Source organism: Ampullimonas aquatilis (assembly GCF_049675895.1).
Lineage (GTDB): Bacteria > Pseudomonadota > Gammaproteobacteria > Burkholderiales > Burkholderiaceae_D > Ampullimonas > Ampullimonas aquatilis.
In genome coordinates this window covers 922,644-936,213 of record NZ_CP183834.1, presented here as the reverse complement: position 1 = coordinate 936,213, position 13,570 = coordinate 922,644, and the positions used below count along the sequence as shown (strand labels likewise).

The following is a 13,570-nucleotide window of genomic DNA, read 5'->3' as shown; positions in this document are numbered from 1 at the left end:
ACACGACCGGCGTCAGTGCTCACTGACAAAGCATTGCGCCATTGGCACATTCGCAAAACCATGCTGCAAAAGCACAATGCACTTATGGCAAGTTATTTGCCGCATTCAAGGAGTCCATCATGAGTATGAGAAAAGCCGCCAAAACTTACATACTGGTCACCATGTTCACCATCGCTTTTACGGGTGCAGGCATTGCAGGTTCCTATGCACAAAACACTGATACCAGACAGATCAGCAATGGCCCGGTCAGCGAAGTGAAAGGTGTGCTGTTGGGATGGAGTGCCAAGAAGAAAATCTTGGGATCAGAAATTTACAATGAGGCTGACGAAAAAGTCGGTGAAGTCAAAGACATCATTATCAGCCCGGATAAATCAGTCTCTTATGTGATTGTCAGCTCGGGTGGCTTTGTTGGATTGGGCCGCCATGATGTCGCGATTGCGATGTCCGACCTGCGTTTGACAAAAGATAAACTGATTTTGCCTGGTGCAACAAAAGCAAGCATTCAGGCATTACCAAATTTTGAATATGTTGATTCTTAAAATTCAAATACGGGATTTCAGCAGCATGCGACTGCAAGGTTTGGTTAATTCTGGCAAACTAGCCTTAATAGTACCCACTCAAGGTTGCATGTCATATGGAATATCGCACTCTGGGCAAGACCCCCCTGAAAGTCAGTGCCATTTGCCTGGGCACGATGACGTGGGGACAGCAAAACACGGAATCAGAAGCGCACGAACAAATTGATCTGGCCCTGAGCAAAGGCATTAACTTCATTGATACCGCCGAAATGTACCCGGTGCCTCCCAAGGCCGAGACGCAAGGCTTAACCGAAGCTTATATAGGTTCATGGATTGCAAAGTCGGGCAAACGTGATCAGATTATCTTGGCAACCAAAGCAACCGGACCATCTCGGATGGCCCACAACCCTCAATATATTCGCAACGGACAAAATCACTTCGACAGAAAAAGTCTGACTGAGGCACTCGACTTGAGCCTGGCCCGATTAAAAACCGATTACATTGACCTCTATCAACTGCATTGGCCAGATCGTAGCGTCAATATTTTTGGCAAGCTGAATTACGCCCATGTCAATGATGAGGCGACGGTTCCAATTCTGGAAACCCTGAATGTATTGGCTGATTTTGTCAAAGCTGGAAAAATCCGTTATATCGGTGTCTCCAATGAAACCCCCTGGGGCGTCAGTCAATTTCTCAACCTGGCCGAGCGTTTTAATTTGCCGCGCATCGCCAGTATCCAAAACCCTTACAACCTGCTCAACCGTACTTTTGAAATTGGCCTTGCCGAATTCACTTATCGTGAACAGGTCAGTCTATTAGCGTACTCGCCACTGGCCTTTGGCGTACTCTCAGGAAAATACTTAAATGACCAACGCCCTGACGATGGTCGACTCACCCTTTTCTCGCGTTTTAGCCGCTACACCAATCCACAAGTCACGCTTGCCACCGAAAAGTATGTCAATCTGGCCAAACGATTTGGATTCAACCCGGCGCAAATGGCATTAGCCTATATCAATAGCCGTGGATTTGTCACCAGCAGCATTATTGGCGCAACCCAACTCAGTCAGTTGGAAGCAAATATTGCTTCTGTAGAAATCAGTTTGTCACAGGAATTGACTGACGCAATTGACGTCATACACAAGGAACACCCCAATCCCGCACCATAATCAACGCTTGATGAGTCCGACTCAATGGTCAGGCTGGACAGGAAACGCCGCTTTTCATGATTGATAAACTTGACCAGTTGTCAACTGGATGAGCATTTTTATAGCCTGCGATTCTTGGCCAAGAAGATTGTTGCTGCAATGAAACAATCCCACCCAGTCAAGAATGATCAAAAAACAAAGTAACCCCTCAAGAAGCCCAACCAGCAAGCCTCTCGAAACACCATGTGTTATGACGAAGTAAATAGCCATCCACATGAAAAAACTATCTAAGCTTTATACTCCCGCACCATTGATTTACTAAACCACGAATTTACTTACTTCAGATCAATGTTTCATCAACTTGATCCTGCCAGTATTTGAAATAATGAGACAATCCAGTGGAAATGTATTGCTTGATGTTTAGTTAACTTTTGTCACACAATAGGATAATGGATATAAGTGCTGTCAGCGTTTTCTGATTGTCATTGCCGGTTTTCTTTACAAATTGACCGAATCAGTTTCTTAAAAAAAAAATAACTGTTTGATTCTTAGGGTTAATTTGAAGTGGCATATGTATTGCATTGATATCCAGATCACCAAAAATAAAAGTATTTAGGGAAAGACAAGGGAAGCATGTCCGAATTATTTGGGGTAAGTCTATGAGTACGCTCGTTATCAGAGCAAAAGGCCAAAGTGGCTTTCCATTCAAGGAAGCAGCAGCTAGGTTGCTGATTTCTGTCGCCGTATTGTCCTTAACAGCCTGCGGAGGCGGTGGCGGTGGTTCTGCACCGCCGGCAGGTTCGAACAATCTGGGTGAAGCAACAGGTACCAATACTGGCTCGTCGAGTTCAGGTAGCAGCTCGGCAACTTCGAGCACGTCGTCCGGCTCTTCTACGTCTAGCTCCACATCTAGCTCGTCATCCAGTTCCAGCAGTGGTGCCAGTTCATCTGGCACAGTAGAAACGCCAACACCTGCCCTTTCTTCAGTCGACCAGGTTTTGACAGTGTCAGAAGGTCAATCCATCATAACTACTGTCAGTCTGGATCAAGCTGTTCCTGATGACAAGACTGCATCGCTGAATCTGACACTGCAGGATGGTACTGCCACAGCGGCTAATGGTGATTATTCAACCACCCTCCAATATTCGTTCGATAACGGAATAACTTTCACCGATCTGCTGCCTGGCGCAACCTTGACATTACCCGCCAAACAGAAAAGTTTTCAAATAAAGATCACGGCGCTGACTGATACGGTCTACCAAGAAGGTATTGAAAGTTTCAAGCTGGTGATACAGGCTGGTTCTGGATTAAAAGCTGGTAGCCTTGAAAGTGTTATTTCTATCGCTGATAGCACCCCGATTCCTGATGCCATTATTACTGGTGCCAGTGACATCGGCATCACAGAGGGTGACAAAGCCACCCTTACATTTAATCTTTCAGGTAAGACACTCAAGCCAGCCAGTGTCAATCTGGTACTCGAAGATGGTTATCCTGCAATCAAAGGGACCAATGCTGTCGACCTGGCACATAGCGCATTACTCAATGCAGACTATACCGCAACACTGGAATACTCAGTTGATGGCGGTGTCACTTTCGCACCTGTCAACAATAACACGATCAGTCTACCTGCAGGCATTTCATCATTCCAGGTACGCAATACCACGTTGCAAACCAAAACAGTTCGAAATGGGATCAGATACAAGCTGTCCGCCATCCCTGTCTCTGGCATTACCGACCCAAATGGTTCCGGCTGGTCAACCATCACCATCAGTGATGGTGGGATCAACAATAATGCTTCAGGGCAATGGAGTGGTGTCTATAACTGGCCGCTGGAACCATTGCATGCTGCTTTGCTGCCCGATGGTCGGATTATGACCTACGGCACCAATGGCGCAGGTATTCAGGGTGCACGTGAAGTGACACGTGATGCCAATGGCAATGCCACCGGTGTCGGCACACTTTTGTTCGATATCTGGGATTCCAGCAAAGCGCCTGACGCAGGTCATCAGACCTTGTCAGACAACGTCACAACCGACCTGTTTTGCAGCGCGCAGATTTTGTTACCCAATGCCGGCAATAAACAATTGTTCATTGCAGGTGGTGATCAATACCAACCTGGTGAGAGAACTGGTGATCCCTATTATGCCGATCATCAAAACCGAAATACGGCCAACTTTGGCGTCAATGACAGCAATTACCTGGATTGGCAACCGAGCCGACCAACGCTGACTGCCTCCGACACTGCTGGAAAAATGAAAGTGCCACGCTGGTATGCCACTGTGACGACCTTGCCAGACGGACGCGTGTTTATCCAGGGCGGCAACGGTAATATAAAAGGAGATAACCGTGCTGCAATTCACCCTGAAATACACGACGGCCAAAGCAATGGACAGACTACCTATTGGGACAATGTCTACACCACTCAGACTTTTGCCAATGGTGGTAACCAACTAAACTGGTGGTACCCACGCAACTATATTGCCCCAAATGGGCAGATATTTGGCTATGACCCTGATGGTTACATGTACTTCATCGACTGGACCAAAGGCAATGCAGGCACGGCCATACGCAGTGCAGGTAATATTTTCGATACCTCCAACAATAGTAGCTATACTGCCATACCCGTCCCTGACAATGGCAATACCAATATCGGTTTGAGTTCTGCCATGTATGCACCGGGCAAAATATTGCAGATGGGCGGCATGGAGACGGTTATCGACCCAATCAACAAGGGCATTCGAGCCAATCAGTCCTACATTATCGATATCAACAACCCAAATAATGTCACCGTGACACGTAGTGCAAACATGAGTGCGCATCGTGTCTGGGGCACACTCACCCTGCTCGCCGACGGCAAAGTTCTGGCTACCGGTGGTTCGGAAGGCTATAACATCAAATGTCGCAATGCTGATGGAACCGAAGGAACCAACCCAGGCACACCCGGCAAGAACTGTCCAAGCGGCACCAATGTGGCGGCTTACAATGCTGAAATATGGAACCCTGCCACCGGCACCTGGAAAAAAGACACGACGGCTGCAGCGCAGGTCCGGTTGTACCACTCAATGGCCATGTTGCTGCCGGATGGTCGTGTATTGGTCGGTGCAGGAGGAGCTTGGGGACCAGAAACCAACCGTAATGTGGAAATCTATACTCCACCCTATCTGATCGACGCCAACAATAACAAGATCAGTGACGCCAATCGTCCGCAGATCACTGCGCCAACCCAATTAAGTCCAAGCCAGAATTTCGTCATTCAGTACAATCATAGTAGCCCAATCACACGGGTAATACTCATGAAGACCGGATCGGTTACCCACTCTTTCAATATGGAGCAGCGCATCGTCGAAACTACCATCGTTGGTCGAAGCAGCAATTCTGTCACCTTGCAACTGCCCACCAACAAATTTCTGATGCCTCCAGGTTTTTACATGGTGTTTGCGCTCGATGCGAATGGTATCCCATCCAAATCCGCACAAATCCTTAGAATGACACAATAATATATTGCTATTGCTCACTTATCTGTCGATTGGCCAATCCTCTAAACGAAATGACCAATCGACAAATGTGCTGAGAATCAATGATGGTAATTCCGGCCCGTCTTGTCTATGCAGCCGAAAATCATCTATGACCACAGCCTTATATCTTCAACATCAATCTCGGAGCTATGTACATCAGAAAATAGGATGCTTCCCCCAATAAAAAAACAGCCTATATGGCTGTTTTTTTATTGGGGGAAAACAAAATTTAAGCTTGTGGCATTTCTATCTTGACTTCCAATACTTCCAAATCATCCTGTCTTTCAAGGTTCACCCTGATATCTTCAGGATTAATTTGCACATATTTGGAAATCACTTCGACCAACTCTCTTTGCAAAGCTGGTAAATAATCCGCCGGAGTAGAACGACCACTACGTTCATGCGCCAGAATGATCTGCAGGCGCTCCTTGGCAACAAAAGCGGTCTTTTTCTTTTCCCCAAGTAAAAATGACAATATTGACATGACCAAGCTCCTTACTTACTGCGGAAAAGACGTTGCAGCAAACCCGGCTTTTGATAATCTATAAAGCGCAGCGGCTTGTCTTTACCGAGGAAACGATCAATCACATCTTTGTAGGCCTCAGACACATCCGAACCTTCCAGATACACAGCCGGAACGCCCTGATTGGAGGCTTGCAGAACACTTTCGGACTCAGGAATCACACCAATCAAATCAATTCGCAGGATTTCTTGAATGTCATTCAAAGATAACATCTCGCCATCAGAAACACGCTTGGGGTTATAGCGCGTAATCAGCAAATGCTCTTTGATCGGTTCAGCACCTTCAATTGCGCGCTTAGTCTTGGAACCCAGAATTCCGAGAATTCGATCTGAGTCACGAACCGATGACACTTCTGGATTAGTCACAATCAGTGCTTCATCAGCAAAATGCATGGCAAGCAAAGCGCCAGTCTCAATACCTGCAGGTGAATCACAAATAATGTACTCAAAACCCATCGCAGCCAGATCATTCAAGACCTTTTCGACGCCTTCCTGTGTCAATGCCTCTTTGTCGCGAGTTTGTGATGCTGGAAGAATATAAAGATTCTCACATTTCTTATCCTTAATCAGCGCCTGATTAAGATTGGCCTCACCATGAATCACATTGATCAGATCATAAACAACGCGACGTTCACAACCCATGATCAGATCAAGATTGCGCAACCCCACATCAAAGTCAATGACGGCAGTCTTATGACCACGCATAGCCAAACCCGATGAAAAGCTGGCACTCGTCGTCGTCTTGCCAACTCCGCCCTTACCTGAGGTTACGACAATTATTTTTGCCATCTATTTCCCTTTCTTGTTATTGCTCGGCTACTTGAGCCTGAGCGGTTCAATCACCAATTTTTCATCGATGAGTCGAATTTGTGCTGGTTTACCCAAAACATCGTCAGGCAAAGGATTATCTGTGGTGCGATAAATACCCGCCACGGAAATCAACTCAGCTTCAAGGCAAGTACAAAAAATCCGTGCCTCGGTATTGCCTCTTACTCCTGCCAAAGCCCTGCCGCGCAAGGGAGCGTAAACATAAATGTTACCTTCAGCAATGATTTCTGCACCATGACTGACCAACTCTAAAACCAATAAATCACCAGGCGCATAAACTCGCTGCCCAGATCGTAAAGGCTTATCAATTCGAGTTGCCATTTGCAATACATTTGCTGGCACAGCCTGATTGTCAGCCGAGAATGTTTCAGCTTCAGTATGAGCCACGGTTTGCTCTTCTTCAGCCGTGTCCAATACCTTACCTGAGCGCTCTACCCGCCGTTCATGATTTTCAAGAATGGTTAATCCACTTTCTTGCATCCAGACTTGTTGTGCCGCATGGCCTACAACACCAATTGGCTGCATACCGAATTCCTTTAATAATGCAGCCAGCTCTTGAAGTGACAGACTTTGTCCATCCTCAAGTCGACGCATATCGAGTGCCACCGCATCATTGGAAAAAAAATCAGGTGCAGATTCGAAACGCTGCGTCAATTCAGCGCGAATGACTGCCAGATCGTTGGTTTTCGGGATAAAAAGCAAGGCATCAACCTGACTTCCCCGAAGTTCGAAAATAGGCGCTTCTTTATGCGTCATGACGTTTTTTCATTAAAAACACCACATTCTACCTTTATCACAGTAAAAAATTCGAGTAATTCACAATAATTACATCGCTAAACGATCTAAAAAATGTACCACATGATGTACCTCATAATGGATAAGCAACCAATTCAACTGAATTAATATTAATTTGAGCTAAAGCAAGGCTAGCCTCTAACTTTTCTCCTGTTCAGACGGGACTTTCTTTAAAATGATGGGTCAGCGAATTCATTGCTTCTTGCAGCAACTGCACAATGTAAGACGACATGATCGGACTTAACGATAAGCCGGACATCAACTCATTCCCAAGACAGAACCCGTATGCAAATCATCAACATATCCGCTTATAAATTTGTCACCCTGAATGATACCGAAGCACTGCGTCCCCACTTTCAGGATATTACAGGGCAACTCAAACTAAAAGGCACCATTCTTTTAAGCCCTGAAGGCATCAATATGTTTCTGGCTGGTTCACGCTCTGCCATTGATGGCTTTATGGAATGGTTAAAAAGAGATGAGCGGTTTTCTGACATTACTCCCAAAGAAAGTATTTCCGATTCACAGCCGTTCAACCGGATGTTGGTGAAACTCAAACGGGAAATCATCACCATGAAAATGCCAGTGATCAAACCAGAGAAAGGCCGCGCACCCTCCGTTGATGCTCCAACATTGAAACGCTGGCTGGATGTCGGCCATGATGATACCGGTCGTCCTGTTGTCATGCTGGACACCCGCAATGCTTTTGAAGTCGATGTTGGCACCTTTGAAAATGCCATTGATTACCGTATCACGAAGTTCAGCGAATTTCCTGACGTCATTGCAAAGCATAAAGAACAATTAGCCGACAAGACCATTGTCTCGTTTTGTACTGGCGGGATCCGCTGTGAAAAAGCGGCGATTCATATGCGTGAAATAGGACTGGAACATACTCTTCAACTGGAAGGGGGCATTTTGAAATACTTTGAAGAGGTCGGTGGCGCTCACTACAATGGTGATTGTTTTGTTTTTGACTATCGAACTGCACTGACACCAAAACTGGAACCTGCAGGCGCATTACAGTGTTTTGCCTGCCGCTCGGTCGTCACAGTAGAGGAACAAGCCTCCCTACTCTACCAACCTCCCATTCAATGCCCACACTGCGCAAAACCAGCCCAACTTGCTGCATGATGAACAAGCGTAAATCAGCACAATAGTAGGCAGAGGTCTTGCTTAAAAAAATAAATAGTAATACCTAACAAACACGGGCAAATTTTGGCCTGTTCAGAATTGCTTGGGGAAATATCATGTTCAAATACCTAGCCTTATTTATCCTGCTGGAATTTTTCTTTGCAGCCCGCTCCCAACCCAAAACGAGTTACTGGTATTTACGTGCGGCCTTTTTTATTGGTCTTGGCTTCCCCTTGTCGTGGTTAGCTGATCAATTGTGGGGGGGCTGGTTTGCCAGCCATCAAAACCAAACCATATTCAGCAATCTGCATCCAATTTCTGGCGGCATATTAGCGTTTATCAGCTTTCAGTTTTTTCAACACTGGTGGCACTGGGCAATGCACAAAAACAACCGCCTGTGGCGCCTCCATCAAGTGCACCACAGTCCCGAGCGAATTGAAGCATTGACGACCTACTATGGTCACCCACTGGACAGCATTGTCAATATCTTGATTGGCTCGTCAGTACTCTGGGCGTTAGGACTATCCGCCAAATCGATCAGCATGTTTTATGTCATCGAGGTTGCCTACGACTTCTTTACCCATGCCAATATCCGCACCCCCTACTGGGTTGGATACTTTCTACAGCGCCCAGAAGCGCATCGACTACACCATGAAATGCACTCGCACAAATACAATTACTCCATTCCTTTATGGGATATGATTTTTGGGACTTTTCGGAATCCCCGCCCCGACGAGCCCGAGGTGATCTGCGGCTTTGACTCCATGCGCGAAACCCGTGTAGTCGATCTGCTGCTTTTAAAGGATGTTCACGCCGATCATCCCCAGGATGCAAGAGCGGAGACACATAGCGAAAAGTTGCTCAACCCAGGACTAACTGGCCGCAAACCAGTGAGCGCTTAAAATAAGAACAAATAAACCCGCCATAGCGGGTTTATTTTTAAGCGTCTGAAGATCAGGAAATAGAAAATAGAAAAAACAAACCCCGCTTACGCGGGGTATATTTTTTGGCGGAGACGGAGGGATTCGAACCCTCGATGCAGGTTTAAGCCCACATGCTCCCTTAGCAGGGGAGTGCCTTCGACCTCTCGGCCACGTCTCCAACAATGAGAAGCGGAATGATAACCGGCTTAGCTAGGTCTGGTCAAATTTATTGATCAAGTTCAAAGGCTTTATGAAGAGCGCGAACGGCCAATTCCATATACTTTTCATCAATCAGCACAGAAATCTTGATTTCTGAGGTTGAGATCATCTGGATATTGATGCCTTCATCAGAGAGCGTTTTGAACATATTGCTGGCGATTCCTACATGGGAACGCATGCCCACACCGACTACTGATACCTTGGATACCTTGGCGTCCCCCACAATTTGCTCAGCACCGATTTGAGCCTTCAGACTGGTGAGGATATCAAATGCTTTCTGGTATTCGCCACGCGCAACGGTAAAGGTAAAATCAGTTTTACCGGCCACACCCATGTTTTGGATGATCATATCGACTTCCAAATTGGCAGCAGCGACCGGCCCAAGAATCTGATAGGCAATACCAGGCTTATCAGGCACGCCCAGTACGGTAATTTTGGCTTCGTCACGGTTAAAGGCAATGCCGGAAATAACGGCCTGTTCCATGGTGTTGTCTTCCTCAAAAGTAATCAGGGTGCCAGAATTCGCTTCTTCTTCCAGCGGTATGAGTGGGTCTGTCAAGCTCGAAAGTACGCGGGTTTTGACATTGTATTTGCCAGCAAACTCAACCGAGCGAATCTGCAATACTTTAGAACCCAGGCTCGCCATTTCGAGCATTTCTTCAAAAGTGATGGTCTTGAGACGTTTAGCATCGCTCACGACACGTGGATCAGTCGTATAAACACCATCCACATCGGTATAAATCAGACATTCTTCCGCCTTGAGCGCTGCTGCAACAGCGACTGCTGAAGTATCAGAACCACCGCGCCCCAGGGTGGTGATGTTGTTATTGGCATCAACGCCTTGAAAACCCGTGATGATAACGACTGCACCATCGGCCAGATCTTGACGGATATTGACATCATCAATCGATTGAATACGCGCTTTGGTAAAGGCCGAATCAGTTTTAACCGGCACTTGCCAACCAGCGTAGCTTTTGGCCTTGAGATCTAAGGCTTTGAGCGCCATCGCCAGCAATGCCACGGAAACCTGTTCACCGGTGGAAGCCAGCATATCGAGCTCACGCGGGTCAGGCTGAGCCTGCAGCTCTTTGGCCAAGCCAATCAGACGGTTGGTCTCGCCAGACATGGCTGACGGCACTACGACGATTTGATGACCTGCCTTCTGCCACTTGGCAACCCGACGGGCGACGTTTTTGATGCGCTCGGTGGAGCCCATTGAGGTACCACCGTATTTATGAACTATGAGAGCCATGAGCTTGTTGAAGATACATTCGATTAATCATGATGAAACAAAGTGGCAAGCTTGATCAAGTACCAGTTTGCTTCATGGTCATCATGCTGGCACCGATCTAAACTCGTAAATGGATGCCGCACAAAAGCCCACTATTTTAACGCATTGTCAGACTGGCTTGCCAGTTGTGTGCCATTCAATTGCCAGCAATCCTTCTGGTGAGCGACAATCCAGGCCTAAATGAGCCACCCAAACCAGTTGTTCGCCAAACCAGAGCATCGGCCCATGCCGCTGCCAGAGCGGGATGGCAGCCTCTTCGTACCATTGCTTGAGAATTTTGGAGGGCCGTTTGGGATAGGCTTTAAAGCGCTCGCCACCGCTACGAGGACGCACTTGCCAGCCAATCGCCAAATCCTGGGTCAGCCTGGGATCAATCTGCATCTGCAAAAAACCACCCCATTGTGGCAAGGCAATTCGTGCCACGCCCTGCGCGTTGAACAGGATGGTGTCGATCTGCAAGATGCTCTCGCAAACCGGCATGTCCGTCACCCAGTAAAGCCGATCGCGGTAACTGCGCAATGCCCCGTCCTCGTGAGGCAGCTGGATATGCGCATTATCATGCGCAGTCCTGATCTGATGAATCCATTGAGTCAAACGTGCCTCGCTCGGTGTGCGTACCTGCATGCTACTCAACCAATAACGCAGCAGATTGGTCAGTCGGTCTTCACTCAAGGCGGTCAGCATGGTTCGGCTCGCACTGCCATCGCTCGCGCAAACCGCTTGCAAATCGCTGTGCGCCAACTCATCAAGCAAGCGTTGCGCTTGTGCAGCATGACGGGCGGTGCGCACTAACAATAAGTCATACCCGGCAAAATGCTCAGCCAGAATGGGCATGATTTCATGACGAATTTTGTTGCGCGTAAAACGCGTATCAAAATTGGACTCGTCTTCAATGTGCCTGAGCTGATGCATGGTCACATACTCGGCCAGCAAAGCCACTGGTTGATCAAGCCAAGGCCGCACCAGCTGAAAGCCATGCTGTGTCACATCAGCCTGCATAGGCATGGCTGACAAACCTGCCAGACCACTACCCCGCAAGAGATTGAGCAAGACGGTTTCGGCCTGATCATCCCGATGATGCGCCGTGAGCACCGTATGGCTACCCACGGCGCGACAAACCTCACCCAGTGCAGCATAGCGCAATTGACGAGCAGCATCTTCAATACCAACCGATTTACCCAACGCCTTGATGTGTGATGCATCCAGATGTTTGACCGTGCACTCACCACCCAATGCGCGTGTGGCATCGACACAAAATTGAGCCCAGGCATCCGCATTGGCAGACAGGCCATGATGAACATGAACGGCGTGCCATTGAAATGGGTATTGCCTGGCCAGATTAGCCAGACAATGCAGCATGACGATGGAGTCGCGTCCACCTGATAACGCCAGCACCAGCGGCGCTTGCATGCGCTGAGCCAAGCCCTGCAGCAAGGTGTCTGCCAGCGCGGATGAAGGTGGATGAGAGGAATCAGTCATAAAAATAACAAGAGCCGCTAAGCGGCTCCTGGTGTCAATGGTGGCGTAGCAAACAGAGACTACGAAGTGCGGCTTATTCTCGCAGCTTATTCTTCTACGCCCATTTCCTTGAATTTGCCATAGCTCATCAGGCGTTCGTGACGACGGGCAATCAGCTCCTTGGGTTTCATGCCGGAAACCTGACGCAGTGATTCAGCCAAGGCACGTTTGAGCATGCCAGCCATTTGTTTGGGATCACGATGTGCGCCACCCAAAGGTTCGCTGACAATCTTGTCAACCAGACCCAAGGCCTTCAAGCGGTGCGCTGTCAAACCCAATGCTTCGGCCGCATCAGCAGCACGCTCGGCAGTCTTCCACAAAATGGAGGCACAACCTTCTGGTGAAATCACCGAGTAAGTGGCGTATTGCAACATCAGCAACACATCGCCAACAGCAATTGCCAATGCACCACCCGAACCACCCTCACCAATGATGGTGGCAATCAGGGGCACTTTGAGTTCTGCCATCACATACAGATTTTTACCGATCGCCTCTGACTGACCACGCTCTTCTGCACCAATACCAGGGTAAGCGCCGGGTGTATCGACAAAGGTAAAAATGGGAATATTGAATTTTTCAGCCAGCCGCATAAAGCGCTCAGCCTTGCGATAACCTTCAGGGCGCGGCATACCAAAGTTGCGCAAACCACGTTCTTTGGTATCACGGCCTTTTTGATGGCCGATCACCATGCAGGGCTGGCCATTGAAACGTGCCAGGCCGCCCACAATCGCCAAGTCATCGGCAAAGGAGCGGTCACCATGCAATTCATGAAAATCGGTGAAGATATCGTTGACGTAATCGAACGTGTAAGGACGTTGCGGATGACGGGCGATCTGGGAAACCTGCCAAGGTGTGAGCTTGGCGTAAATATCTTTGGTCAGTTGCTGACTTTTTTGAGCAAGGCGGGAAATTTCATCCGAAATATCCACGGCAGAATCATCCTGCACAAAACGAAGTTCGTCGATTTTGCCTTCGAGCTCGGCAATTGGTGCCTCAAAGTCGAGAAAAGCGGTTTTGCTCATCGTCGCTCCTAGGTTGAGTTAAGACTCGGGAAGCGGATTATGCGCATTGGCGATCATCCTGCCAAGCTTTTTTTGCAGCATCAATCCACGGTCAAATTAATACATTCAGGGTGTATTTTAAACTATATCCATTATACGCACTT

Annotated in this window: 11 protein-coding genes and 1 tRNA gene; 5 read left to right on the top strand and 7 right to left on the bottom strand. The window is 47.9% G+C overall.

All coding sequences use genetic code 11. From position 1 onward, the window contains the following. Window positions 1–119: 119 nt before the first annotated feature. The 3 genes from ACMYR3_RS04310 to ACMYR3_RS04300 all read left to right on the top strand — a co-directional run bounded on the left by ACMYR3_RS04310 (window position 120) and on the right by ACMYR3_RS04300 (window position 5,160). Window positions 120–539: a PRC-barrel domain-containing protein gene (locus ACMYR3_RS04310; protein WP_424194856.1), complete on the top strand. Its 420-nt coding sequence runs from the start codon at window positions 120–122 to the stop codon at window positions 537–539. 95 nt (window positions 540–634) lie between these two features. Continuing rightward, window positions 635–1,684, top strand: coding sequence for an NADP(H)-dependent aldo-keto reductase (locus ACMYR3_RS04305; RefSeq protein ID WP_424194854.1), 1,050 nt, complete (start codon window positions 635–637; stop codon window positions 1,682–1,684). A 638-nt stretch (window positions 1,685–2,322) separates the two neighbouring features. Next, window positions 2,323–5,160: a galactose oxidase-like domain-containing protein gene (locus ACMYR3_RS04300; RefSeq protein ID WP_424194852.1), complete on the top strand. Its 2,838-nt coding sequence runs from the start codon at window positions 2,323–2,325 to the stop codon at window positions 5,158–5,160. A gap of 247 nt (window positions 5,161–5,407) precedes the next feature. Here ACMYR3_RS04300 and minE read toward each other — a convergent pair whose 3' ends face one another. Genes minE through minC form a run of 3 tightly spaced genes read right to left on the bottom strand, consistent with a single transcriptional unit; the run spans window position 5,408 to window position 7,284 of the window. Beyond that, window positions 5,408–5,662 carry a cell division topological specificity factor MinE gene (gene minE / locus ACMYR3_RS04295; protein ID WP_424194850.1) on the bottom strand — a complete coding sequence of 85 codons (255 nt, stop codon included), beginning with the start codon at window positions 5,660–5,662 and terminating at the stop codon, window positions 5,408–5,410. Window positions 5,663–5,673: 11 nt separating this feature from the next. Next, window positions 5,674–6,489 (bottom strand): septum site-determining protein MinD, encoded by an 816-nt coding sequence (gene minD, locus ACMYR3_RS04290; RefSeq protein WP_424194848.1) that lies wholly within the window; start codon window positions 6,487–6,489, stop codon window positions 5,674–5,676. A 27-nt stretch (window positions 6,490–6,516) separates the two neighbouring features. After that, the gene (gene minC, locus ACMYR3_RS04285; RefSeq protein ID WP_424194846.1) at window positions 6,517–7,284 is read right to left on the bottom strand and encodes a septum site-determining protein MinC; all 768 of its coding nucleotides are present in this window, start codon (window positions 7,282–7,284) and stop codon (window positions 6,517–6,519) included. 324 nt (window positions 7,285–7,608) lie between these two features. Between minC and ACMYR3_RS04280 the strand changes: the two genes are divergently transcribed. Then, entirely contained in the window at window positions 7,609–8,454 is an 846-nt protein-coding gene (locus ACMYR3_RS04280) for a sulfurtransferase (protein ID WP_424194844.1), read from the top strand. Between the two features lie 116 nt (window positions 8,455–8,570). Continuing rightward, window positions 8,571–9,356, top strand: coding sequence for a sterol desaturase family protein (locus ACMYR3_RS04275; RefSeq protein WP_424194842.1), 786 nt, complete (start codon window positions 8,571–8,573; stop codon window positions 9,354–9,356). Between the two features lie 105 nt (window positions 9,357–9,461). Here the strand turns inward: ACMYR3_RS04275 and ACMYR3_RS04270 are convergent. From ACMYR3_RS04270 to ACMYR3_RS04255, 4 genes are all read right to left on the bottom strand, one after another. Next, window positions 9,462–9,555 (bottom strand) — tRNA-Ser (locus tag ACMYR3_RS04270). Window positions 9,556–9,603: 48 nt separating this feature from the next. Then, entirely contained in the window at window positions 9,604–10,848 is a 1,245-nt protein-coding gene (locus ACMYR3_RS04265) for an aspartate kinase (protein ID WP_424194840.1), read from the bottom strand. A 147-nt stretch (window positions 10,849–10,995) separates the two neighbouring features. Then, window positions 10,996–12,366: a tRNA lysidine(34) synthetase TilS gene (gene tilS, locus ACMYR3_RS04260; protein ID WP_424194839.1), complete on the bottom strand. Its 1,371-nt coding sequence runs from the start codon at window positions 12,364–12,366 to the stop codon at window positions 10,996–10,998. Window positions 12,367–12,452: 86 nt separating this feature from the next. Next, complete coding sequence (locus ACMYR3_RS04255; protein ID WP_424194837.1) at window positions 12,453–13,427, bottom strand: acetyl-CoA carboxylase carboxyltransferase subunit alpha; 975 nt, start codon at window positions 13,425–13,427, stop codon at window positions 12,453–12,455. Window positions 13,428–13,570 lie beyond the last annotated feature (143 nt).

Coding starts and splice junctions, on each gene's coding strand:
- ACMYR3_RS04310 (WP_424194856.1), top strand. CDS start 120: ATGAGTATGAGAAAAGCCGCCAAAACTTACATACTGGTCACCATGTTC.
- ACMYR3_RS04305 (WP_424194854.1), top strand. CDS start 635: ATGGAATATCGCACTCTGGGCAAGACCCCCCTGAAAGTCAGTGCCATT.
- ACMYR3_RS04300 (WP_424194852.1), top strand. CDS start 2,323: ATGAGTACGCTCGTTATCAGAGCAAAAGGCCAAAGTGGCTTTCCATTC.
- minE (WP_424194850.1), bottom strand. CDS start 5,662: ATGTCAATATTGTCATTTTTACTTGGGGAAAAGAAAAAGACCGCTTTT.
- minD (WP_424194848.1), bottom strand. CDS start 6,489: ATGGCAAAAATAATTGTCGTAACCTCAGGTAAGGGCGGAGTTGGCAAG.
- minC (WP_424194846.1), bottom strand. CDS start 7,284: ATGACGCATAAAGAAGCGCCTATTTTCGAACTTCGGGGAAGTCAGGTT.
- ACMYR3_RS04280 (WP_424194844.1), top strand. CDS start 7,609: ATGCAAATCATCAACATATCCGCTTATAAATTTGTCACCCTGAATGAT.
- ACMYR3_RS04275 (WP_424194842.1), top strand. CDS start 8,571: ATGTTCAAATACCTAGCCTTATTTATCCTGCTGGAATTTTTCTTTGCA.
- ACMYR3_RS04265 (WP_424194840.1), bottom strand. CDS start 10,848: ATGGCTCTCATAGTTCATAAATACGGTGGTACCTCAATGGGCTCCACC.
- tilS (WP_424194839.1), bottom strand. CDS start 12,366: ATGACTGATTCCTCTCATCCACCTTCATCCGCGCTGGCAGACACCTTG.
- ACMYR3_RS04255 (WP_424194837.1), bottom strand. CDS start 13,427: ATGAGCAAAACCGCTTTTCTCGACTTTGAGGCACCAATTGCCGAGCTC.